The sequence below is a fragment of the Kitasatospora sp. NPDC090091 genome, assembly GCF_044747365.1.
Taxonomy (GTDB): Bacteria; Actinomycetota; Actinomycetes; order Streptomycetales; family Streptomycetaceae; genus Kitasatospora.
This window is the reverse complement of sequence record NZ_JBIVDY010000007.1, coordinates 281073-303520: the sequence shown is the minus strand read 5'-3', so window position 1 is coordinate 303520 and position 22448 is coordinate 281073. Positions and strand designations below refer to the sequence as shown.

Here is a 22448-nt window from a genome sequence, read left to right as displayed (position 1 = left end):
GTTCACGGCGTGATCTCCCAGCGGTTGGCGGCTACGAACTCGGCGGCGGCCCGCCGCAGTTCGGTGAGGTCCGGGCCGACGGTCCAGATCGCGCCGATGTAGTCCCGGTTGGTGCGGTAGTGCGGGTGCCGTGTCCCGACCGCACGCATCGGGCGGTACGAGAGCCCGACGCCGGCGACGTCGAGGTCGCACGGTTCGGGGGCGGCGGTGAGGGTGCCGGCCCGGTCGGCGCAGACGGCCAGGTTGTGGGCCAGGAGGTCGGTGCGGGCGCCGAGGTCGGCGGGCAGCGGCCGGCCCAGGTGGACGTTCAGGACGTGCTCGAAGAGCGGGATACCGAGGAACCCGGCCATCATGAGGTCGGACCGGTCACCGATGGCGCGGTAGTTGACCTCGACGATCCTGGCCCGCCCGTCCGGCTGCACGATGAACTCGGTGTGGCAGATCCCGAACCCGACGCCGAGCGCGTCCAGTTGGGCGAGGATCTGGTCCACCACCGGCTGCGGGTGGGCGTGGACGAACTCCAGCACCTCCTCGATGAAGTACGGCGGCGGCGAGAGCCGGGTCTCGAAGCCGCCCAGGACGTGCCGGACGGTGCCGTCGCCGAGCGTCTCCAGCGTGCGGAGCTCGCCGACCAGGAACTCCTCCACCACCAGCGCCGCGCCGGGGCGGCGGTGCTGGATCTCTTCGCAGAGCCGGACCAACGCGTCCATGTCCCGGACGAGTTCGACGTCCTCGCTGGCAACGCCCTCGCGGGGCTTGACGATGCACGGGAAGGGGGCGTCCAGGGCGCGGAGGTCGGACGGGGCCTGCTCGGCGGCCAGCTCGGCCGACCAGACCGTGTCCAAGCCGGACTCGCCGAGGTGGCGGCGGAGTTCGGCCTTGTTCTTGGCCCGCAGGGTGGCCTTCCAGTCCTTGGCCGGCAGGCCGAAGTACTCGGCGGCGAGCGCGGCCTGGGTCTGCAGGTGGTCGCTGTTGGTGAAGACCGCGTCGGCCGCGTGGTGGCGGGAGATCCGCCCGATCACCTCGCGGAAGTCCCGGACGTCACACTCCAGCACCTCCAGCGAGCCGGCGGGGAAGACGAGTTCGGCGTAGGCGAGGCGGTGGGCCGCCGCGTCGTCGGAGAGGACGGTGACGTCGAGGCCCAACCGGGCGGCCGCGGGCAGGAAGCCTTCGGTGACCGAGTCGGTGGGGTTGTGGGCGAGCAGGTAGAGCCGCATGGTCGGCGGGGTCCTCTCCGTGGGGGGGCGGGTTGGGTGGGGCGGGCCGTCGTGCGGGCCCGCCCCGTCCGTGGGGGTGGTTACTTGGGCGCGTCGACGCCCGCGGCCTTGGCGATGTCGCCGAGCATGGCGTCGGCGGCCTGGACGCCGATGCCGGACATCCAGGTCTCGTCCGGCACGTTGAACACCTTGTTGTTCTTGACGGCGTTCAGGCCCTGCCAGACCGGGGTGCCCTGGACCTCGCTCTGCTTGGTCTTGGTCGGGTCGTCGGCGACGGTGACGAAGACCAGGTCGGCGTCGGCCTGGTTGATCTGCTCGGCACTGACCTCCAGCATCGACTTGTCGACGTCCTGCGAGGCCGGGCGGCCCAGACCGGCGTCCTTCAGCACGACGCCGCTGAACGACTGCTTCTGGTAGAGGCGGGTCGGGCCGGCGACGAAGCGGACCACGGAGGCGGTCGGGGCGGTGCCGTTGTACTTGGCCTTGATCGCCTCGCCGAGCTTGGCGGCGCGGGCCTCGTAGTCGGCGAGCGCCTTCTTGGCCTCCGCCTCCTTGCCGAGCGCCTGCGCGTAGAGGGCGAGGTTCTCCTTCCACGGGAAGCCCGTGGTCTCGGCCAGCACGGTCGGCGCGATGGCGTTCAGCTTGTCGTAGACCTTGGCGTGCCGGACCTTCGAGGAGAGGATCAGGTCGGGCTTGAGGGAGGCGATCAGCTCCAGGTTCGGCTCGGCCATCGGGCCGACGTCCTTGGTGTCCTTGATCTTGTCCTTGAGGTAGCCCGGGAAGCCGCCCTCGGTCTTCATGTGCGGGGAGACCGCGCCGACCGGGGTGATGCCCAGCAGGGTGACGTCGTCCAGCTCGCCGCTGTCCAGGACCACGACGCGCTTCGGCTGGGCCTTGATCTCGGCGGTGCCGGCGGCGTGCGTGACGCTCCGCGGGAAGACCGCACCGGAGCCGGCGGCGGCCGAGGCGGTGTCGCCGGCGGGCTTGGCGGCGTCCTTCGAGTCGCCGTTGCTGCCGCAGGCGGCGAGCAGCGTGGTGGAGAGCGCGACGGCCAGGACGGCGACGGGGAGTCTGCGGGCGCGGAGCGAGCGGTTCATGGCGGTTCCTTGTCTCTGGTGCGGGGTTGCCGGACGGTTCCGGGCAGGGTGGGACACCGGCTCGGCCCGCGGGTGAGCGCGGGGCGGCCGGAAGACGGAAGGGGATCAGCCGGAGGCGGCGGCGGTCCGGGACCGGGTCCGTGCCCGTGGCACGACCAGCGGGGTGCCGGTCTCCGGGTCGGGCACGACCTGGCAGGGCACCTGGAAGACCTCCTCCACCAGCTCGGCCGTCAGCACCTCGGCGGGCGCTCCGGCGGCGGCGAGCCGGCCGTCCTTGAGCACCACCAGGTGGTCGGCGTAGCGGGCGGCCTGGCCGAGGTCGTGCAGCACCATGACGACGGTGCGTCCGGCGTCGGCGTGCAGGTCGGCGACCAGGTCGAGGACGTCCAGCTGGTGCCGCAGGTCCAGGAAGGTGGTCGGCTCGTCGAGCAGCAGCAGCTCGGTGTCCTGGGCGAGCGCCAGGGCGATCCAGGCGCGCTGGCGCTGGCCGCCGGAGAGCCGGTCCACCTGCTGGTCGCGCAGCACGTCGGTACCGGTGCGGGCCAGCGCCTCCTCGACCGCGGCCTGGTCGGCCTTGGACCAGGGGCTGAGCATCCGCTGGTGCGGGAAGCGGCCGAGCCGCACCAGCGCCTCGACGGTGATCGCCTCGGGGGTGACCGGCTGCTGCGGCAGCAGGCCCATCCGCTTGGCGAGCGCCCGCGCCGGCATCCGGTGGATGTCGGAGCCGTCCAGGGTGACGGTTCCGGCGGCCGGGTCGAGCAGCCGGACCAGGCCGCGCAGCAGGGTGGACTTGCCGCAGGCGTTCGGGCCGACGATCGCGGTGACGGCTCCGCCGGGCAGCTCCAGGTCGAGCCCGTCCACGATCACCCGGTTGCCGTACCGCAGGTGGAGGCCGTGGGCGGCGAGCCGGTTGGCGCCGCCGGCCCCCTCGGTCGCGGGCTGCCGGTCGGTGGCGGGCTGCCGGTCGGTGGCGGCGGTCATCAGCTGCTCCTCTGGGGGAGTCGGCCCTGGCGGATCATCAGCACCAGGAGCCAGGGCGCGCCGAGGGTGGCGGTGACGGCACCGACCGGCAGGCCGTGGACGGGGATCACGTGGAGCACGAGGAGGTCGGAGGAGAGCAGCAGCACGGCGCCGGTGAGCGCGGTGAGGCCCAGGGTGCCGAGGGTCGGCGGCCCGGCGAGCAGCCGGACCAGGTGCGGCACGGCGAGCGCGACGAAGGCGACCGGCCCGGTCAGCGCGGCGGCGAGCGAGGCCAGCGCGATGGTCAGCAGCAGCAGGAGCAGCCGGTCGCGGTTCGGGTTGAGACCGAGACCGCCGGCCGAGTCGTCGCCGAGGTCCAGGACGGCGATCCGGCGGTGGCAGAGCACCGCGACGGCGGCGGTGAGCGCGATGGCGGTGCCGCCGATCCAGACCTCGGTCCAGTTGCGCCCGTACAGCGAGCCGGTGGTCCACTGCATCGCGGAGGCGGCGAGCTCGGCGGGGAACCGAACGATCATCAGGTTGACGGCCGCGGCGAGCCCCTGCTGGACCGCCAGACCGACCAGCACCAGCCGGGTCACCGCCATCCGCGAGCGCCAGGCGAAGCCGCCGAGCAGCAGCGCGGCGAGGAGGCCGCCGCCGAGCGCGGCGAGCGGGATCAGCTCCTGCGAGGCGCCGGTGGCGAGCATCAGGACGGCGCCGAAGGAGGCCCCGCCGGTGACGCCGATGGTGTCGGGGGAGGCGAGCGGGTTGCGGAAGAGCCGCTGCAGCATCGAGCCGGCCACGGCGAGTCCGGCGCCTGCGACCAGCGCCGAGACCACCCGGGGGGCCCGGAACTCCTGCACCACCAGCACGTTCCCGGCGTCGCCGACGCCGACCAGGGCGCGCAGCGCGTCCCAGACGGACATCTTCACCTGGCCGGTGGCGAGCGCGACGCCGGTGAGCAGCACCAGCAGGGCGGCGGCCAGCAGCGACCAGGCGGCGGTCCGGGCCCGGCGGCGGGCCGCGCTCGTCCCCGCGGCCGCCCGTGCCGCGGTGTCCAGGGTGAGCGTGGTCATCGGGCCACCTTCCGGGCCAGCACGGCGAGCAGCGGCGCGCCGAGGAAGGCCGTCACGATGCCGACCTCGATCTCGGACGGCCGGACCACCAGGCGCCCCAGCACGTCGGCCGCGAGCAGCAGCAGCGGACCGGTGATCAGGCAGCCGGGCAGCAGCCAGCGGTGGTCGTTGCCGAGCAGCGGCCGGACCAGGTGCGGGGCGGCCAGGCCGATGAAGGCGACCGGCCCGGCGACGGCGACCGCGCTGCCCGCGAGCAGCACCACGGCGAGGCCGCCGAGGGCGCGGATCCGTGCGACCGGCACGCCGAGCGACTGCGCGGCCTCGTCGCCGAGGGCCAGCGCGTTGAGCGCGGGGGCGACGGCGAAGGCGCCGATCAGGCCGAGGACCAGGAACGGCAGGACGGGCGTGAGGGTGTCGAGGTGCCGTCCGGCGATCGAGCCGGCCAGCCAGAACCGGGCCTCGTCCAGCGTGCGGTGGCTGGCCAGCATCAGCGCGGAGGTCCAGGAGGTGAGCACCACGGTGAGCACCGTGCCGCCGAGCGCCAGCCGGACCGGGTCGAGGTCCCCGCCGTGGCGGGACATCGCGTACGCCGCCACCGCGGCGACGGCCGCCCCGAGGAAGGCGAACCAGACGTACTCGACCGGCTGGGAGAGCCCGAGGCTGTAGATCGCGGCGACCACGGCGAAGCTCGCGCCGGCGTTGATGCCGAGCGTGATCGGCGAGGCCAGCGGGTTGCGGGTGACGCCCTGGGCGACGGCCCCGGCGACGCCGAGCGCGGCGCCGACGGCCAGACCGATGACGGTGCGCGGAACCCGAAGGCCCGTCACCACGTCGGCGTCGCCGCCGGATCCGGAGCCGGTCAGGGCGTCGATCACGGTGGAGATCGGGATGGAGCGGGAGCCGAGCGCGAGGCTCAGCGCGACGCAGAGGACGAGCGCGCAGGCCCCCGCGGTCAGCAGCAGGGGCCGCCGTACGGCGGAGGTCCCGGGCGCTGCCGGGGCGGTGGCCGTCGGCGGGTCGGTCTTCAACACGATTCGAGATATTAGGTTAGGCATGCCTAACCTCGTCAAGTCCTGTCCCGATCCGCCCGTCCTGGGTGGAGCTGTCCGGATGCAGGTCCGGGCGGGTGGCCCGGGCCGGCGGTGCGGGTCGGCGACCGTGCGGTTCGGTGCGGCTGTAAGGTGAGCCTCACCTTAATCGATCTCGGGAGTGCCGATGATCTCGGGTGCCACACCCATGCCCGCGGCCGCGTCCGCACTGGGTCCTCTCTGTGCTGACGATGCGCCGGGCGGCCCGCTCGCCTCCGGCCTGCAGGCCGCCCGGGACGGTGCGCCCACCCGTGGGGCGCACCCAGCGCTCGCACCCGGCGCACATGCACCCTCCGCGCTCGCATGCACCGCCCACGCGCCCGGCGTGGACGCGGTGTCGTCCCGTCATACGGACACCGCGCGCTCGCGTCGTGACGACGCGGCGCTCGTCGCGGACTACCGGCGGCTGGTGGAACTCTGCCCGGCCCTCCCGCTCACCCTGCTCTCGGCCGACGGCCCGGACCCCGCGCCCGCGCAGGGCTGGCACTCCGCGGCCCGACTGGCCGACGATCCCGCCGCCCTGGCCGAGGCGCTGACCGGCGAGTCCGCCCGGATCGCCCCGCTCGCCGCCGAGCACGGCACCTCGCCGCGCCCGCACGTCGCCGCCTCCCGGCTGCTGCACCACTACGTGTGGTCCGCCTGCCTCCTGATCGCCGGCCCCTGGCACCTCGCCCGGCGGGTGCCCGTGATCGACCCCCGCGACCTCTGGCTGCACGCCCCCACCGGGGACCTCGCGCTGCGCCCGCGCGCCCACCGCACCCTGCCGGGCGACGACGAACTCCGCGCCGAACTCCGCGCCGCCGTCGTCGCCCACGTGGAGCCGCTGCTCACCGCCTTCGCCGGGCCCACCCGGCGCGGCACCCGCGCCCTCTGGGGCATGGTCACGGACGACCTGGCCTCCGCCGTCTGGTACCTCGGCCGGATGCTCGACGAGGAGGCCGCCGCCGTGGCGGCCGCCGCAGCGGTGCTGCCCGGCGGCACCCAACCGCTGCCGGGCGCCGCCGAATTCCGCCTCCTGCGCGGTGCCGACGGCCGCGAGCACCACACCCGGACCCGGCTCGGCTGCTGCCTCTACTACGCGATCCGCCCGGACTCCGCCTGCCTCACCTGTCCCCGCACCTCCGACGAGGAACGCCTGCAGCGGTTCTGAACAGCTGTCAGCACGTCTGGCTCCCCCGGTGGGCGGATAGGCTCACCGCATGATCGACTCCACTACGCAGATCCGCGTCGCCCGCCCCTCCCGGGACCTCGCCGCCGCCGAGCGCTTCTACGTCGACGGCCTCGGCCTCTCGGTGCTCTGGCGCACCACCGAGCGCGTGTCCGGCGAGCACGACCTGGTCATGGTCGGTCTCCCCGGCGGCACTTGGCACTTCGAGCTGACCCACGACCCGGAGCAGCCGCTGGAGCCGACCCCGACCGTCGACGACCTCTTCGTCCTCTACCTGGGTGCCCCCGTGGACGAGGCCGCCGTCGCGCGCCTGGAGGCCGCGGGCGGGACGCGGGTGCCGGCGCACAACCCGTACTGGGACGAGTTCGGCGTCACCGTCGCCGACCCGGACGGATACCGGCTGGTGCTCTGCACCCGCACCTGGAACGCCTGAGCCGGGGCCGGCGCGGGCCCGATGGAAATGCGTGGACGAGAGGAGCGCCGCGACCGATACTGCGTGCGGGCCGAACTCCGCCCGCCGAAGCAGAGGAGACGATCGTGGCAACCGCCGTACGCGGCACATCCGTGGACATCACGACGTCGGACGGCACGGCCGACGCCTACCTCGTCCGTCCGGACGACGGCCTGGCCCACCCGGGTGTGCTGTTCTACATGAGCGCCTTCGGCATCCGGCCCGCGCTGAGGGCGATGGCCGACCGGATCGCCGCCGGGGGCTACACCGTGCTGATGCCCAACGTCCTCTACCGGCACGGCCGTACGCCGATCATCGAGCTTCCCGAGCCGCCCGCGCCGATCGACCCGGCCGCCGACCCGACGCTGTTCCGGCGCCTCTCCCCGATGATCGAGGCGCTCACCCCGGAGCGCTTCACCCGCGACGCCGACGCCTACCTGCGCCGGCTGGCCGACTCCCCGCTGGTCACGGACGGCCCGGTCGGCATCACCGGCTACTGCCTCGGGGCCGGACTCGCCCTGCGCACGGCGGGTGCCTTCCCGGACCGGGTCGCCGCAGCGGCCGGCTTCCACGGCTCCTACCTCGCCACCGACTCCCCGGACAGCCCGCACCTGGTCGCCGAACGGGTCACCGCGGAGCTCTACTTCGGCCACGCCGACCAGGACCGGTCGCTGCCGGCCGAGGAGATCGACCGGTTCGCCGCCGCGCTCGCCGCCGCCGGTGTCAAGCACACCTGCGAGGTCTACGAAGGCGCCCGGCACGGCTTCACCCAGACCGACACCGTGCCCTATCACCCGGAGGGGGACGCCCGGCACTGGGACGCGCTGTTCGAGCTGCTGGGCCGCACGCTCTGACGGGGACGGCTCCGCTCCTCACGGAGCATCCCGAAGAGCACCCGGTCCTACCGGACGCCGAACCCGTAGCCTGGCAAACCGTCAGCCCACGCTGATCCGGACCTCCTTGACGGCCAGCACCTTGCAGGACGACGCGGGCCCGGCCGTCCCGGAACCGCCCGTGGCCGGGGAGCCCGTCGCTGCTCCGGCCGTCCCCGGCCCGCCGGCCCCGCGGCCGCAGCTGGTGCGGTCGACGAAGTTCCAGGTGAGCGTGGTGGAGCCGGCGGTGGCCGCCGTCCAGGTCTGCCGGACGGTGTGGCCGCAGCCGGCCGAGTCGGCCGGGCAACTGCTCAGCGGGGCGTCCGGGCCCCGGCGGACGACCGCCGGATCGCCCTCCCCGGCGAGCTGCCAGCCGTGCGGCAGCGGCGCGGAGGTCAGGCTGACGCCCACCGAGCCGCCGACCGCGAGGTGGACCTCGGACGGCGCGAACGCCGGCTGCCGGCCCCCTCCCACGGCGTCCGCGTCCTTGTCGGCGGGCAGCGCGAGGACGGTGTCCGGCTGCCGGTCCGGGCCGCCGGCCGGGGAGGAGGAGCAGCCGGCCGCCGTGGCCGCCGCCACGAGGGCGGCGGCCAGGGCGAGGCCGCGGTGGAGCAGGCGGCGCCGGCCGCCCGTCACGCGTTCCCCGCCCGGGCATCGCGCCGCAGCGAGATCAGCGCGGCGACCTCCGCCAGCCAGCGCGCGAACAGGTGCTCGCGCCCCAGGTCGGCGCCGGTCGCCGCGGCGGCCTGCAGCCAGCCGCGGACCAGCGTGCGGCCGGGCTCGCCGATGACCGGGTCGGGCAGGGCGAGGGCCGCCGCGAAGCCGCCGGCCCGGACGTGCTGGGCCAGGAAGCCGAGCGGGTACGGGCCGATGCCCGCGGCCTCGGCCCGGTGCGCGGCGGCGATGGCGGCCTCGGTGAACAGGGCCTGGCGCGGGCCGCCGGCGAGCAGCAGGCCGCGGGTGACGGCGGCGGGGACGTCGAGGTCCGCCAGTTCGGCGTCCGACCGGACGGTGGTCATTTCGGCAGCTCCAGGGCGGTCGACTTGTTCAGGGGGTGGTCGCCGGGCGTCAGTCCGCCGAGCTGGCTGTTGACGAACTGCTCCTCCGTCACCCAGGAGGTGAAGCCCCAGGGGTTGTAGATCTGCAGCCTGTCGCCGTCCCGCCCGATGATCATCATCTGGTGGCCGGAGTCGCTGTTGCGCACGGTGATCGGGACGGGCAGGCCCTCGTCCACCGACTTCTCGATCCGGGTCAGCGCCGCCCGCCGGTCCTCGTCGCTCTCCAGCTCGACGTGCTCGTAGTCGGCGCCGGTGGCCTTGCCGAGGTCCTTGTCGGCCAGGTAGGTCTGGGCCTTGGGGCCGAGGCCGCTGTCCTCCTTGGGGTAGGTCTTCCGGCCGTCGACCTTCTGGCCGTCGATGTACTCGCCGATGTAGGTCTTCTGCAGCCGCTGCTCGAAGTTCTCCGGCGAGTCGGCGCCGGGCGCGTCGGGCGTGCCGCCGGTGGTCAGCTGGTACATCAGCAGCGGGTCCAGCTTCGCCTGGGCGATCACGGTGGACGCGGCCACGCAGTCGCTGACGTCGCGCTGCGAGTAGACCGAGTACCCGTCGATGTTGACGTTCTGGCCCTGGTACGTGACGTCGATGTTGTCCGAGGACTCGCGGTTGGTGTCACCGGTACTGGTCGCCGGCACCAGGTGCTGGGCGAGCCAGGCCGGGTCGTCGCCGTGCGGGTGGATGCCCTCGTCGAACTTCTGGATGTCGGCCACCGAGTGGCCGGCCGCCAGCGCCTTCCACAGGTACGCCGCCTCCTCGGGCGACTTGGCGTTGGAGAGCAGCGCGCGGAACGCCGCCTGGTCGCCGCCGGGCATCACGCCGAGGATCTGGGTGGCGCGGTCCAGCTGGTTGGGCGTGAGGATGTAGCCGTCGTCCTCGCCGGCGCCCGGGTTCTTCTCGGTGGCCAGCACCACGGCCGCGAGCGGGTCGATCGACCCCTGGCCGGCCCGTTCGGCACGGGCCTTGGACGCCAGCTGGTTGAGCTTGCTCGCCGTGCTCGTCCCGCAGCTCTCGGCGCGGCGGGCGCCCGAAAGCTGGGCGGCGACGCCGTTCAGGGCCTCCTCGCGGGCGCCCTGGTCGAAGCCGCCCGGGTCCTTGCGCGCCTTCTCCCGGGCGGACTGCAGCTGCTGGCGGCCCTGGGCGTCGACGGACTTCGCCCACTGCAGGTCGTTGGCCCAGGCCTCCATCACCTTCGCGGCCTCGGCGAGGGTCTCCTTGGAGGTGACCGTCTCCGCCGACATCGCGTGCACCGCCTGGGTGGCGTGCTCGGCGACCGACCCGGTCCAGACCGCGGGCAGCTGGTTGCCGGCTATGCCCGAGAGGTCCTGCGCGGCCTTGCCGAAGGAGGCGGCCGCCTTGGCGTAGTCCTGGGCCCGGGCCCGGATCGCCCCCGGGTCGCCGACCGGCTCCGGGACGGCCAGGGCCTTGTCGATCCCCTCCAGCAGCTGGAGGTTGGCGAACATGAGCGAGAACTTCTCGATGCTGTGCTGGGCGCTCTCCAGGTCCTTGACCTTGCTCATCGGCCGCCGCCCGCCGGCGACAGCGAGGCGGCCACGGCCTTCTCGGTGTTGCGGTAGTTCTGCGTGGTGGTCGACATCTTCTGCGCCAGCTCGTCCAGGGCGCGCTGGGTGACGTCGATCTCCTTCGACCAGTTCTGGTCGAAGGACGACCAGGCCTTGTCCATCCCGAACTCGCCGAAGGCCGTCGACGCGTAGCAGAGCCCGCCCGCGTAGGCGGTCTTGGCCTCCGCGATGTCGGTCGCCGTCTTGCTCAGCGCCTCGCTGACCCCGTGCAGCCCGGCCACGTTGACGCCGTATCCGCCGGCTCCGCCGTCACCCGTGCCCCCGGCACCCTGGGCTGGTCCGCCACTCATGTCTCCCCGTTCCCCCGTCTCCGGCGCACGCCGTGCGACCGGTGCCGCCCGGCTCCGGTACGTCCGTCCGTATGGCTCGATGCCCGCGCGACGTGGTGCGGCGCGGGCATCGGGGGATGAGCCTAACGTGTGGAGCGGACCGCTCCGCTATGCCCTCCGGGACGGCTCGGGCTGCTCGATTCCTTCACGTTGAGGGCGCGTCGGCTCCGTGTCCTGCCGGAAATCCGCGCCGGGTGTTGGGGCGATTTTGGGCTTCGGAGTGGAACCGGCGGCGGGTCGGACGGCGTCCTCGGCCGCGCCGTCGGTGCGGGCCCCGGCCCGGGTGAGGGCGTCGGTGTCGGAGCCGGTCCGGACGTCGGTGTCGGCCGGGCTCCGGCGCCGGTAGCGGCGGTCGGTGGCGGTGAGCAGGGCGAGCAGCAGGGCGGCCGCGGCCGAGGCAACGGTGACCCGGAACGGTGCGGTGGGCCCGACGTGGTCGGCGAACCAGCCGCCCAGGAACGTCCCGGCCGACTGGGCCAGGATGATCGCGCTGACCAGTGCGGCCATCGCCTCGCCCAGCCGGGCGGTCGGGACCGTCCGTTCCGCCAGCCCGAACATCGTGATCATCTGCGGGGCGACCGCCACCCCCAGGCCGCCGATCCCGGCGGCCAGCGCGGTCACACTGCCGCCGGAGAAGAGCAGCAGGACGGAGGCGGAGCAGAGCAGGACGGTCCCGGCACGCAGCCGCAGCGGGAGCCCCCAGCGGGTGGGCAGGGCGGCGGTGGCGATGCCCGCGAAGGCGCTGGTGAAGCCCATGAAGCCGTACAGCAGCCCGGCCGCACCCGCCTGCCCGAGGGCGTCCGTGGTGGCCGTCACGCCGACCTGCACCGAACCGAAGCAGGCCCCCAGCAGCCCCATCCCGGCGAGCAGCAGGACGTACGGCGTGGTCAACAGGGGCTCGCCGGAGCGGCGGTGGGTGACCTGCGGGCCCTGCTCTCCGGCGGTGCCCGGCGCGGCGGTGGGGTGCAGGGCGAACAGGGTGGCGCAGACGCCGACCAGCGCGGCCGCGGTCAGCAGCCCGACGGCGGGAGAGGCCAGAGTGGCCAGCACACCGACCAGCGCAGGACCGGTGGTGAAGGAGATCTCGTCCACGATGCCGTCCAGCGAGAGCATCGAGGACGTCAACTCGGCATCGCCGTCGGCCAGTCCGATCCACCGGCTGCGCGACAGCGGGCCGACCAGCGGCACCGAGAGCCCGATCAGTGCGGCCGGGGCGATCTGCCACGCAAGGTCGAGCCCGCCCTCGGAGGCTGCCACCAGCGCCAGGATCGCCACCGTGTTGACGGCCGCCGCGACCAGTCCGACGGACCGCTGTCCGCGCCGGTCGGCGAGCCGGCCGACCAGCGGACCGCCGACCGCCTGGCCGACGGCCAGCGCGCCGGCGACCACCGAGCCCCACCAGACGCTGTCGGTGTTCCGGGTGACCAGCAGGAGTGTGCCGATCGGGCACATCGCATTGGGCAGCCGGCCCAGCAGCGACCAGACCAGCACTCCACCGCCCGTCAGCTGCGCCGCCGATCGGAATCTTGTGACCACGGACATTCCGGTGAGCCCCCACATGCGGCCGGGGGTGGGCGCCCGCCTCCCACCACCGGCCCGGCCTGTGGAAGGGCCGCGGGTGAGCCTCGACCGTAACGGGCGGCCGCAGGGGCGGGTAACCGTCGGATCACCCAGCGGAGTCTCCCGAGGCCGCGCGACCGCCTTGGAGGACCGGCCAACTCCGGGCGGGGCGCGGCTCGGTGAGGGCGCGGCCTGCCGGGAGCCGGTGAACGGCGCAGGCCGCCCCGAGTGAACTGTGCCGGGCGGGGCGGGTGAACGGCGCCTCGCTCAGAACCGGTGGACGGTGCAGGGGGAGTGCTCGAACGGCGTCCTGGCCCCCTTGACCGGGCGCAGCTCCGCCTTCCACCGGTTGTCGATCACGCCCCGCCGCAGGGCGAACAGCTGGTTCGCCCGCTCCGCCAGCCGGGCCCGGTACTCCGCGACGACGTCCGCCGCGTCGACGGCCAACTCCCCGACGAGCTCCTCCAGGAGGCAGGTCGCGCAGCCCGGACCGGGTCGGAGCCGGCAGCGCGGGATGCCCGCGGTCTCCAGCCCCCAGAAGGTGAGGTACCCGTCCGGGCTCACGCCGACCAGGAACGCCTCGGGCCCGGTCTCCGCGCGGCAGGCGTCCAGCAGGCGCTGTCGCAGCACGACGGGATCGATCGGGACGATCGGCTTCGCGACGATCCACAGGAGCAGTCGGCCGAGGTGGTACGCCAGTGCGAGGCCGGTCGTCGTCCAGCAGGCGGGCACCAGCCAGCCGGGTCCGGAGAATCTTCCGACCGCCAGACCGAGCGCGGACCACCCGTACGCCGACACCGCGTCGCCCAGTGTCGCCCCGGGGCGGAGCCAGAGCCGCAGCACCGACCATGCCGCGAGGACCGGGATCGCCACCGTGCCCGCGGTCGCCAGCGCGTCCATCTCCCGCCCCCTCCCGATGGTCCCCATTACCTTCTTCCACGCGGGAGTTGGCGGTGAACCAGGGGCGCGCGGGCGGATGCCGCCCGCGCGGCCGCCGTCCGGGGCGTGCGGCTCGGCCGACCGGGCTCTTCCGGCGCCCGCTACGCCTCGGCGCCCGCTACGCCTCGGCGCCGGTGCCGCTCCCCGGGCCGGCCTCGTCCCGCTGCTCCAGGCGCTGCCGCAGCAACTCCTCGTACTCGGCGTGCACCCGGCGGTCCATGGCCAGGGCGAACTGCGCGTCGGTGACGGTCCGGGCCAGCGGGCGCACCCGCAGCACCTGCTCGGTCAGCCGGGCGGCCTCGCCGGGTGGCAGCGGGGTGTCGCCCGTGAGGGCGCCCAGGAGGTGTTCACGGGCCAGGGCGATGAAGACCTCGGCGATCGCGTCCACGTGCTCGCGCGTCCGCCGGCTGGCCTCCAGCACCGCCGAGAGCGGCACGCCTTCGGCGACGAGGTCCGTGGTGGCGTCCAGCAGCCGGCGGCTGACGTGGGTGATCCCGTCCTCGTCGACGGTGATGAAGCCCTGGGCGACGGACTCGGCGGTGTTCTCCTCGGTGAGCTGGTCCCCGAAGGTGGCCTTCAGCTCGTCCCAGTCCAGCCGGACCGCGGTCTCGTCGGACCAGGGGGCGACGATCGCCGCCTCCAGCCCGATCAGCTCGGCGACGTCCCGGCCGCTCTCGCCGGCGCCGATGAGCTCCGCGATCCCGCCCAGGGTGTGGCCGCGCTCCAGCAGTTCGGCGATCACCCGGAGCCGGGCGAGGTGCGTCTCGCCGTACCAGGCGATCCGGCCCTCCTTGCGCGGCGGCTGGAGCAGCTTGCGCTCGCGGTAGAAGCGCAGCGTGCGGGTGGTGATGCCGGCCGCCTCGGCCAGCTCCTCCACCCGGTACTCGCGCTGCTTGTCGTCCGCCGCCGCTCTGACCTTGTCCACGGCGCTCAGCATAGGTCCGCCGATCGTGGAAGTGCGGCGGCCGGGCTTCTTCCATCGACTGTCAACAAGGGCTAATCTGCCGACCATGCCAGTGATTGCTGGCATGGTTCTCGCGGCACGCCACGGCACCATGGAGGCGGCGCGTCGCGGCAGTGCGCACCTCAGGCCCCCACCCTCAGGAGGACGCCGCATGGCATCCAGCACCAAGCGCCCCCGCCCCGGCGCGTCCGGCCGGGACTCCGGCGCTGCCGACGCCGCGTCGGAAGCGGCCGCCACCGCCGCACCGGACGCCGCCGCACCGGACGCCGCCACCGCGCCGGCCGCGACCGCCACCGCGCCGGCCGCGACCGCCGCCGCGACCGTGCCGACGGCCCGGACGGCCGGGACCGCCGCGGCGGCGCCGGCGCCCGTCCGGCACGTCCGGGTCGCGGTGATCGGCTCCGGCTTCGGCGGGATCGGCGCCGGCGTCCGGCTCCGCCGCGCCGGGATCACCGACTTCGTCATCCTGGAGCGCGCCGACTCGGTCGGCGGGACCTGGCGCGACAACAGCTACCCCGGTTGCGCCTGCGACGTGCCCTCCCACCTCTACTCCTTCTCCTTCGCCCCGAATCCGGACTGGCCGCGCAGCTTCTCCGGCCAGCCGGACATCCGCGCCTACCTGGAGAAGGTCACCGACGTCTTCGGCATCCGCCCGCACCTGCGCTTCAACGCCGAAGTCACCGAGGCCCGTTGGGAGGCGGGCCAGGCCTGCTGGCGGATCACCACCACAGCCGGCGAGTGGACCGCCGACGCCGTCGTCTCCGCCGCCGGGCCGCTGGCCGATCCGCAGATCCCCGACCTGCCGGGCCTGGACGCCTTCCCCGGCAAGGTGTTCCACTCCTCCCGCTGGGACCACGACTACGACCTTGCCGGCAAGCGCGTCGCGATGGTGGGCACCGGCGCCTCCGCCGCCCAGATCGTCCCGTCGATCCAGCCGCGGGTGGGCCGGCTGACGGTCTTCCAGCGCACACCCGCCTGGGTGCTCCCGCGCCGCGACCGCGAGATCAGCGAGATCGAGAAGTGGCTGCACGGCCGGCTCCCGGTGACCGCCAAGATCCGCCGCGGCACCCTCTTCGCCCTGCGCGAGCTCCAGGTGGACGCCTTCGTCCGCCGGCCCGGCCTGCTCAAGGTCGTCCAGCAGCTCGCCGAACGGCACCTCGCCCAGAGCGTCGCCGACCCCGCGCTGCGCGCCAGGCTCACCCCGGACTACCGGATCGGCTGCAAGCGCATCCTGCTCAGCAACACCTACTACCCGGCGCTCGCCGCCGCCAACACCGAGGTGGTCGCCTCCGGCCTGCGCGAGGTGCGCGGCTCCACCCTCGTCGCGGCGGACGGCAGCGAGCACGAGGTGGACGCGATCGTCTTCGGCACCGGCTTCCACGTCACCGACATGCCCGTCGGCGAGCGGGTGTTCGGCGTCGACGGCACGAGCCTGGCGGAGGAGTGGAAGGACGGCATGGAGGCGCTGCGCGGCTCCACCGTGCGGGGCTTCCCGAACCTCTTCTTCGTGATCGGCCCCAACACCGGCCTGGGGAACAGCTCGATGATCCTGATGATCGAGTCCCAGCTGAACTACATGATCGACGCGCTCACCACCCTGGGCTCGATCGGCGCCACCGCGATGCAGCCGACCGAGCGCGCCCAGCGGCAGTGGAACCTCGAACTCCAGCACCGGATGGACCGCACCGTCTGGACCACCGGCGGCTGCCGCAGCTGGTACCTGGACCCCAACGGCAAGAACACCGTGCTCTGGCCCGGTTCGACGACGGCGTTCCGCCGGGCCACCCGGAAGGTCGACCTCGCCGAGTACGAGCTGATCATGCGCGCCGCCCCCACGGCGCCGGGCTCGGCCGCCGCAACTGCGGAGGCCCTGGTATGAGCCCCGCGATCCCCGCCGACTACGAACCGCTGAGCCCCGCCGAGCAGTTGGACGTCCGGTCGGCCGACGGCATCCGGCTCCACGTCGAGGTGCACGGGCAGCCCGGCGCCCCGACCGTCGTCCTCGCCCACGGCTGGACCTGCTCCACCGTCTTCTGGGCGCCGGTGATCCGCCGGCTCGTCGACCGCTACCGGGTGGTGGCGTACGACCAGCGCGGACACGGCCGCAGTGAGATCCCGCCCAGCCCGGTCCGCTACTCCACCCGCGCGCTCGCCGAGGACCTCTCCGCCGTGCTGACGCGGACCGTCCCGGCCGGCGAGCGCGCCCTCCTCGCCGGGCACAGCATGGGCGGCATGACCATCATGGCCGCCGGCGGCCGCCCCGAGGTCGCCGAGCGGACCGCCGCCGCCGTACTCGTCTCGACCGGCCCGTCCGACCTGATCGCCGAACTCCGGGTGCTGCCCGGCGTGGTGCGCTCCCCGGGGCTGCGCCGGTTCCTCCACCGCCAGGTCCTGCGGTCCCGGCTGCCACTCGGTCCGGTCGGCCCGGCCAGCCGCTCCGTGCTCAAGTACGCCACCATGGGGGCGAGTTCGCCCGACGGGCCGGTCGAGGCGGCGGCGCGCATCGTGCACGCCTGCCCCACCGGGGTCCGGGCGGCGTGGGCCGGTGTGCTGGGGGAGCTCGACGTCCGGCCGGGGCTGGCCCGGCTCGCCGCGCCGACCGCCGTCGTGGTCGGCACCGACGACCGGCTCACCCCGCCGGTGCACGCCCACCGGATGGTGGCGGCGCTGGCCGACCCGCAGGGGCTGCTCCTGCTCCCCGGGGTCGGCCACATGGCCCCGATGGAGCGGCCCGCCGAGGTGGCCGCCGAGATCCACCGGATGGCCGCCGCCCACCTCCGTGCAGCCGGGCCCGCCGCCGGAGCCGCCGTCGCTGCTGCCGGGACCGCCCCGGCCGTGTCCGTTCCGACCGTTCCCGGCCCCGCCCCGTCCGCCGCCACCGCCACCGAGAGGTCCGTGTCCGCATGAACGCCACTCCGCCGCTGTCCGCGCAGGTCGTCGTCGTCACGGGGGCCGCGCGCGGCGTCGGTGCCGAGCTCGCCCGCAAGCTCACCCTGCGCGGCGCCAAGGTCGCACTGGTCGGCCTGGAGCCGGCCGAACTCAAGGCCGTCGCCGCGCTCTGCGGCCCGTCCGCCACCGCCTGGGAGGCCGATGTCACCGACGTCGACGCCCTCACCGAGACCGCCCGGTTGATCAAGGAACACTACGGCCGGATCGACGCCGTGGTGGCCAACGCGGGCATCGCCATCGGCGGCCCGCTGCTCGACAGCGACCACCGGGCGTTCAGCCGGGTGATCGAGGTGAACCTGCTCGGCAGCGTCGCCACCGCGCGGGCCTTCCTCCCGGCCCTCACCGAGAGCGGCGGCTACCTGTTGCAGATCGCCTCGCTCGCCGCGCTCACGCCAGCGCCGCTGATGAGCGCGTACTGCGCCAGCAAGGCGGGCGTGGAGGCCTTCGCCCACTCGATCCGCGCCGAGGTCGCGCATCAGGGAGTCAAGGTCGGTGTCGGTTACCTGAGTTGGACCGACACCGACATGGTGCGCGGCGCCGACCAGGACACCGTCCTCAAGCAGATGCGCTCCCGGCTGCCCTGGCCCGCCAACAAGACCTACCCGCTCGGCCCGGCCGTGGACCGCCTGGTGGACGGCATCGCCCGCCGCTCGGCCCACGTCTACGCCCAGGCCTGGCTGCGCGGCATGCAGCCCGTCCGTGCGCTGCTGCCGCTGGTCATCGCGGCGGTCGGCTCCCGCGACGTCGCCAAGCTCGCCCCGCAGTTGGCCGCCACCGCCGCCACCCGCCTGCGCCCGGTCGGCGCCGGGGGAGCGGCCGACACGGCCGCGCGGTCGGCCGAGCACTGAGCCGGACGGCGGGTCCGCCGGGTGGATCCACCCGGCGGACCCGCCGGTCACCGTCGGCCGCGGTCGGCTGTCAGGGCCGTGCGGAGGAGAGCTGCTTCAGCGCCTCGTAGCCGGCCTGGACGAACCGGCCGTCCAGGGCGGGGCCGCAGTTGGCCAGGGCGGCGACGGCCGTGGCGGTCTGCGGGCAGAAGCCGACGAAGGCGGTGAAGCCACGGGTGCCACCTGAGTGGAAGAGGAGGTCGCGGCCGCCGGTCCGGCGGTGGTTCCAGACCAGACAGAGCCGGTCCGCGGAGTGCGGCAGGCGCAGCCGGGGTTGCCGGACGTCGCGCAGCGCCGCCCCCAGCTCCCCGTCACCCGGTGCGAGATGGGCGCGGAGGTAGCGCAGCAGGTCCGTGCCGCCGGCACGGACGGCGCCGGCGCCCGGCAGGCCGGGGATGCGCCAGGGCGGCAGCGGGCGCTCGCGACGGTGTCCGACCGCCCGGTCCGGCGGGCCCGGGCTGCAGGTCGTGGTGCGCAGGCCCAGCGGTCGGCAGACGCGGTCGGCGAGGAGCGCCGGATAGTCGGTGGACGCGGCCTCGGCGAGCAGCCGCCCGAGGAGACCGACGCCGTAGTTGGAGTAGGTGAACCGGCTACCGGGCCGGTGGTGCACCGCCGTTCTGGCCAACGCGGCCTGCAACTGCTCGTCCCCGAAGGTCGCGTACGGGTTGCTGAACCAGGCCGGCAGGGCGCTCGTCAGCAGGCCCGGCGGCAGGCGGGGCAGCCCGGACGTGTGGGTGGCCAGGTGAAGGAGCCGGACGGGCTCCCCGCCCCGGACGGCCGGTGGCCGCCAGTGCCGGGGGAGGTGCAACTCCACCGGGTCGGCCAGGGCGACTTCGCCGCGTGCGGTCATCGAGGCGAGCAGCAGCGCGGTGAACGTCTTGGTGACGGAGCCGAGTTCGAAGACGCTGTCCGGCGTGCAGGGCGCACCCCCGTGCGACAGCCGTCCGCGGGCGTGGACGGCCTGCCGCTCGCCCCGGGCGACGGCCAGGGTGACGGCGGTGGCGAACGGCGCGGCCGCCGCGACCAGCAGGTCCGCATCCTGCCCGCCCAACTCGCCGTCGAGCGGACCGACTCCGAGCGGGTCGACCGGCCCGCCGGCCAGGCCGACGGCCCGGGCCTCCCCGGTCGGGCCGTCCATCTAGGCCGCCGCGGCGGTGGCGCCGGACGCGCCGCCCAGCGCGCGGGCCAGGGTGATCGCGGCGGCGACCACGGTGACGACGGCGGTGTGGCCGTGGTCCGTGAGCAGCTGCTCCGGCTCGCCGGCGACCGGGTCGGCGTCGCGCGGCACCAGGCCGTCGGGCCGCTGTGCGGCGGCCAGCGCCCGCCAGCCGGGGGCGCCGGCCCCGGTCTCGCCGATGCACGCGGCGACGATGAGCAGTTCGCCGACCAGGTCCCACTGGCCGATCTCCTGCCAGACGTCCAGCCAGACCGGCAGCCAGTCGCGCAGGTAGTCGCGCATCGGGGCGGGCAGGCCGTCCGGTCGGGCGCCCCAGTCGGTGAGGTGGAACACGGTGTGGGTGACGTCGTAGGCGGTCAGCCAGTCGATCATCCAGGGCTCGGGCGTGGCCCCCAGCCAGGTGGCCGCCGCGAGGGCGGACCAGTCCGGCTGCTGCTCCAGGCCCACCACCCGGCGGGCGTTGGCGACGGCCAGCCGCCGGTTGGGCAGCATCTCCATGGCCTGCACCGCACGGAGCCGGGCCAGCGACTCCAGCAGCTCCTCCAGGGCCCGGTGGCGGTGGTCGGCCCGGGCGAAGTGGACGTAGACCTCCAACGGGTCGGTCATCAGCGGGTAGCGCAACTGCCGTTCGTAGAGCAGGTCGCCGCCCCGCAGCTGCTCCCAGGCGAGGTCGAGCGTCTCGTGGGCGATCCGGCTGTCCTCGGCGCCCGCGACGCCCTCGCGCAGCAGCAGCCCGGTCGCCAACGCGGCCTCCCCCAGCGGCTTGTAGACGTTGTCGGGGTCGGCCAGGTCGATGGTCGCATCCTCGGGGAAGCGGCCGAGCCCGTTCCGGTAGCAGGAGTGCAGCCAGCGCAGCGCGCCCGAGGAGACCTGTTGGGCGCTGCGCAGGACGGTCGTGTCGGTGCTGCCGGTCATCCCGCCGCTCCGTTCGGACGGAGCGCCAACAGGCCCTCGGCGATGGCGACTTCGAGTGCGATCCGGGCACTGCCGTCGCCGGCGGAGCGGACCCGGTCGAGAACGGGGGCGACCTCCAGGTGTTCCGCGGTGCCGCTCGCGACGGTCCAGGCCAGCCACCGGGCGATCCGGGCGGCGGTGCGGAGGTCGCGCCGCATCATCGAGCGGGTGGCTCCCCGGGCCAGGGCGAGGCTGTGGCGGCGGGCGAGGTCGTGGACCGGCCCGCCGAGCTCGGGCAGGGCGAGCGGCGAGAGTTGGGCCATGGCCACCGACCAGCGGGCCCAGCCGAGTCGGTCGGGCTCGGGCACGGGGGCCGGCAGCGGATCCGGCCGGGAAGCCGGCCGTGCGGCGTAGCCGGGGTGACCGCCGGAGTGACCGCCGAGGGCGAGCAGATCGAGGGTGGCGCGGTCGCGCCAGGACGCGGCCACGGCGCCGGCGGACCGATCGGCGGTCGCGCCGTCGGTCGGTACGGGGAACGCCTCCAGGGCCAGCGTGGCGGCCAGCGCGGTCGGCCGGTCGGGGGCGAGGCCGTGCAGCAGCCGGGGTGCGAACACGTCCGGCCCGAGTACCCGGACGGCGGCCAACTCGGCCCGGGACAACGGGCCTTCCAAGAGCGGTGGTTCCGGAGGTGGGCTGTTCGGCGGACCGTCCGGCGGGCTGCCGCCGGGCCGGTCGGGCGCGGCCGGGCCCGCGGCGCCCCGGAGGGCGTCGAGGACCCGGCCCGCCACTCGCTCGACGGCCGCGGCGTACTCGTCACGGAGGGAAGTGTCGGCGAACGGCATGGGAATGAGGTTCTCCTGTCGTGGAGACCGGTGAGCCCGGCCGGCTACCGGGTCTTCTCCTTGGGCTGCTTCGGCGACAGCAGCAGGAGGGCGATCAGCACGCCCGCGGCTTCGGGCCGGTACGTGGGCGCGTCACTGACGGTCGCCTCGTCCTCCACGATCAGCGTGCCGAGCACGTCGGCCTCGGCCGGCGTGGCGAGCGGAGCCCGCGTGGTTCGGGTGGTCTGAGCAAGCATCGGCTGCCTCCTCATCGAGACTTCATCGCCTGGCCCGGCGATGCCCCCTCGTCCGACGATACGGGTGCGAACTGTCAGACGCAAAGGGCGTACTCTGCGTGACCGGCGGCACGGGGCGGAACCCGGTCCCGGATGCGCTCGGTGGCGAACGGCCCGTCCGCGCAAGGTCCGAGGGGGCCCGCGACGCTCCGGTGCCGGCGAGCAGTACCCCTGGCCGCCGGCGAGTCGGTACGGTCGGGTGCATGACCACTGCCTTGATCACCGGCGCGACCGCCGGCATCGGAGCCGCGTTCGCCCGCCGGCTCGCCCGGAGCGGCTACCGGCTCGTCCTGGTGGCCCGGGACACCGGGCGGCTGGAGAGCTCTGCTGCAGACCTGCACGCCAAGTACGGCATCGACGCGGAGGTGCTCACCGCCGATCTCGCCACCGAGGAGGGCATCGCCGCCGTGGAGGCGCGGCTGTCGGACGCCGGCCGCCCGGTGGACCTGCTGGTGAACAATGCCGGCTTCGGCAACAAAGGCGCCTTCCTCACCGTCCCGCTCCAGGACGAGCTCGACATGCTCAAGGTCCACGTCGAGGCGATCCTCCGGCTGACCACGGCCGCCCTGCCGGGGATGCGCGAGCGGCGGCGGGGCGCGATCGTCAACGTCGCCTCGGTGGCGGCCTTCCTGCCGCGCGGCACGTACGGCGCGAGCAAGGCGTGGGTGGTGAGCTTCACCCAGGGCGTGATGCGCGACCTCGGCGGCACCGGCGTGCGGCTGATGGCGCTCTGCCCGGGCTTCACCCGGACCGAGTTCCACCAGCGGGCGGGCATGGGCACCGGCAACATCCCGTCCTGGGGCTGGCTGTCGGCCGAGCGGGTGGTCGAGGAGGCCATGCGGGACCTCGCCCGCGGTCGTTCGTTGTCCGTGCCGGGCAAGCGGTACAAGATCGCGGTGGCGGTCGCCCGCCTGCTGCCCTCCGGCAAGCTCGGCGGACTCTCCTCGAAGGCGGCGCGCACCTACCGGACCGACTGAGCGGGAGGCGCTCGCGGCGGGCGTGCGGCCCGGGACCCCCGGGGTGCGGCCCGACGCGGGCGGCGGTGCAGCGGTCCGGGTGCGGCGGGAA

23 protein-coding genes are annotated in these 22448 nt (G+C 74.6%); 7 read left to right on the top strand and 16 right to left on the bottom strand.

The features are described from left to right. Nucleotides 1-2: 2 nt before the first annotated feature. The 5 genes from ACIPSC_RS15035 to ACIPSC_RS15015 all read right to left on the bottom strand — a co-directional run bounded on the left by ACIPSC_RS15035 (nucleotide 3) and on the right by ACIPSC_RS15015 (nucleotide 5312). The gene (locus tag ACIPSC_RS15035; protein WP_400825954.1) at nucleotides 3-1217 is read right to left on the bottom strand and encodes an acetyl-CoA carboxylase biotin carboxylase subunit family protein; all 1215 of its coding nucleotides are present in this window, start codon (nucleotides 1215-1217) and stop codon (nucleotides 3-5) included. 80 nt (nucleotides 1218-1297) lie between these two features. Next, nucleotides 1298-2314, bottom strand: a complete 1017-nt coding sequence (locus ACIPSC_RS15030) for an ABC transporter substrate-binding protein (protein WP_400825952.1) — start codon at nucleotides 2312-2314, stop codon at nucleotides 1298-1300. 105 nt (nucleotides 2315-2419) lie between these two features. After that, nucleotides 2420-3295: an ABC transporter ATP-binding protein gene (locus tag ACIPSC_RS15025; protein WP_400825950.1), complete on the bottom strand. Its 876-nt coding sequence runs from the start codon at nucleotides 3293-3295 to the stop codon at nucleotides 2420-2422. Beyond that, nucleotides 3295-4350, bottom strand: a complete 1056-nt coding sequence (locus ACIPSC_RS15020; RefSeq protein ID WP_400825948.1) for a FecCD family ABC transporter permease — start codon at nucleotides 4348-4350, stop codon at nucleotides 3295-3297. Before ACIPSC_RS15020 ends, ACIPSC_RS15025 begins: the two co-directional genes overlap by 1 nt. Beyond that, a complete protein-coding gene (locus ACIPSC_RS15015) occupies nucleotides 4347-5312 on the bottom strand; it encodes a FecCD family ABC transporter permease (protein ID WP_400826098.1) in 966 nt (321 codons plus the stop codon). Before ACIPSC_RS15015 ends, ACIPSC_RS15020 begins: the two co-directional genes overlap by 4 nt. A gap of 460 nt (nucleotides 5313-5772) precedes the next feature. On the opposite strand from ACIPSC_RS15015, the gene ACIPSC_RS15010 reads away from it, so the two are divergent. The 3 genes from ACIPSC_RS15010 (at nucleotide 5773) to ACIPSC_RS15000 (ending at nucleotide 7911) form a co-directional block, all read left to right on the top strand. Next, a complete protein-coding gene (locus ACIPSC_RS15010; RefSeq protein ID WP_400825946.1) occupies nucleotides 5773-6588 on the top strand; it encodes an iron-sulfur protein in 816 nt (271 codons plus the stop codon). A gap of 49 nt (nucleotides 6589-6637) precedes the next feature. After that, on the top strand, nucleotides 6638-7039 hold the full coding sequence (locus ACIPSC_RS15005; protein WP_400825944.1) for a VOC family protein: 402 nt from the start codon (nucleotides 6638-6640) through the stop codon (nucleotides 7037-7039). Nucleotides 7040-7143: 104 nt separating this feature from the next. After that, nucleotides 7144-7911, top strand: coding sequence for a dienelactone hydrolase family protein (locus ACIPSC_RS15000; protein WP_400825942.1), 768 nt, complete (start codon nucleotides 7144-7146; stop codon nucleotides 7909-7911). 81 nt (nucleotides 7912-7992) lie between these two features. Here ACIPSC_RS15000 and ACIPSC_RS14995 read toward each other — a convergent pair whose 3' ends face one another. The 7 genes from ACIPSC_RS14995 to ACIPSC_RS14965 all read right to left on the bottom strand — a co-directional run bounded on the left by ACIPSC_RS14995 (nucleotide 7993) and on the right by ACIPSC_RS14965 (nucleotide 14329). Then, nucleotides 7993-8565 carry a hypothetical protein gene (locus ACIPSC_RS14995; protein WP_400825941.1) on the bottom strand — a complete coding sequence of 191 codons (573 nt, stop codon included), beginning with the start codon at nucleotides 8563-8565 and terminating at the stop codon, nucleotides 7993-7995. Beyond that, complete coding sequence (locus ACIPSC_RS14990) at nucleotides 8562-8948, bottom strand: hypothetical protein (protein ID WP_400825939.1); 387 nt, start codon at nucleotides 8946-8948, stop codon at nucleotides 8562-8564. The genes ACIPSC_RS14995 and ACIPSC_RS14990 overlap by 4 nt, the downstream gene beginning before the upstream one ends. After that, entirely contained in the window at nucleotides 8945-10501 is a 1557-nt protein-coding gene (locus ACIPSC_RS14985) for a hypothetical protein (RefSeq protein ID WP_400825937.1), read from the bottom strand. The genes ACIPSC_RS14990 and ACIPSC_RS14985 overlap by 4 nt, the downstream gene beginning before the upstream one ends. Beyond that, on the bottom strand, nucleotides 10498-10854 hold the full coding sequence (locus ACIPSC_RS14980) for a type VII secretion target (RefSeq protein ID WP_400825934.1): 357 nt from the start codon (nucleotides 10852-10854) through the stop codon (nucleotides 10498-10500). Before ACIPSC_RS14980 ends, ACIPSC_RS14985 begins: the two co-directional genes overlap by 4 nt. Before the next feature lie 147 nt (nucleotides 10855-11001). After that, the gene (locus ACIPSC_RS14975) at nucleotides 11002-12429 is read right to left on the bottom strand and encodes an MFS transporter (RefSeq protein ID WP_400825932.1); all 1428 of its coding nucleotides are present in this window, start codon (nucleotides 12427-12429) and stop codon (nucleotides 11002-11004) included. A 291-nt stretch (nucleotides 12430-12720) separates the two neighbouring features. Next, a complete protein-coding gene (locus ACIPSC_RS14970) occupies nucleotides 12721-13353 on the bottom strand; it encodes a hypothetical protein (protein ID WP_400825929.1) in 633 nt (210 codons plus the stop codon). Nucleotides 13354-13510: 157 nt separating this feature from the next. Next, nucleotides 13511-14329, bottom strand: coding sequence for a MerR family transcriptional regulator (locus ACIPSC_RS14965; protein ID WP_400825927.1), 819 nt, complete (start codon nucleotides 14327-14329; stop codon nucleotides 13511-13513). Between the two features lie 178 nt (nucleotides 14330-14507). Between ACIPSC_RS14965 and ACIPSC_RS14960 the strand changes: the two genes are divergently transcribed. From ACIPSC_RS14960 to ACIPSC_RS14950, 3 genes are read left to right on the top strand one after another with little or no spacing between them, the layout of a single operon-like run. After that, nucleotides 14508-16235 carry a flavin-containing monooxygenase gene (locus tag ACIPSC_RS14960; protein WP_400825924.1) on the top strand — a complete coding sequence of 576 codons (1728 nt, stop codon included), beginning with the start codon at nucleotides 14508-14510 and terminating at the stop codon, nucleotides 16233-16235. Beyond that, nucleotides 16232-17263 (top strand): alpha/beta fold hydrolase, encoded by a 1032-nt coding sequence (locus ACIPSC_RS14955; RefSeq protein WP_400825922.1) that lies wholly within the window; start codon nucleotides 16232-16234, stop codon nucleotides 17261-17263. Before ACIPSC_RS14960 ends, ACIPSC_RS14955 begins: the two co-directional genes overlap by 4 nt. Beyond that, a complete protein-coding gene (locus ACIPSC_RS14950) occupies nucleotides 17260-18153 on the top strand; it encodes an SDR family oxidoreductase (RefSeq protein ID WP_400825921.1) in 894 nt (297 codons plus the stop codon). Before ACIPSC_RS14955 ends, ACIPSC_RS14950 begins: the two co-directional genes overlap by 4 nt. A gap of 70 nt (nucleotides 18154-18223) precedes the next feature. Here ACIPSC_RS14950 and ACIPSC_RS14945 read toward each other — a convergent pair whose 3' ends face one another. The 4 genes from ACIPSC_RS14945 to ACIPSC_RS14930 are packed head-to-tail and all read right to left on the bottom strand — an operon-like array spanning nucleotide 18224 to nucleotide 21341. Beyond that, nucleotides 18224-19330 (bottom strand): serine hydrolase domain-containing protein, encoded by a 1107-nt coding sequence (locus ACIPSC_RS14945; protein ID WP_400825919.1) that lies wholly within the window; start codon nucleotides 19328-19330, stop codon nucleotides 18224-18226. Then, nucleotides 19331-20284 carry a DUF6895 family protein gene (locus tag ACIPSC_RS14940; RefSeq protein WP_400825917.1) on the bottom strand — a complete coding sequence of 318 codons (954 nt, stop codon included), beginning with the start codon at nucleotides 20282-20284 and terminating at the stop codon, nucleotides 19331-19333. After that, nucleotides 20281-21105 carry a hypothetical protein gene (locus ACIPSC_RS14935; protein WP_400825915.1) on the bottom strand — a complete coding sequence of 275 codons (825 nt, stop codon included), beginning with the start codon at nucleotides 21103-21105 and terminating at the stop codon, nucleotides 20281-20283. The genes ACIPSC_RS14940 and ACIPSC_RS14935 overlap by 4 nt, the downstream gene beginning before the upstream one ends. Nucleotides 21106-21149: 44 nt before the next feature. Continuing rightward, nucleotides 21150-21341: a hypothetical protein gene (locus ACIPSC_RS14930; RefSeq protein ID WP_400825913.1), complete on the bottom strand. Its 192-nt coding sequence runs from the start codon at nucleotides 21339-21341 to the stop codon at nucleotides 21150-21152. A gap of 242 nt (nucleotides 21342-21583) precedes the next feature. On the opposite strand from ACIPSC_RS14930, the gene ACIPSC_RS14925 reads away from it, so the two are divergent. After that, complete coding sequence (locus tag ACIPSC_RS14925; protein WP_400825911.1) at nucleotides 21584-22357, top strand: SDR family NAD(P)-dependent oxidoreductase; 774 nt, start codon at nucleotides 21584-21586, stop codon at nucleotides 22355-22357. Nucleotides 22358-22448 lie beyond the last annotated feature (91 nt).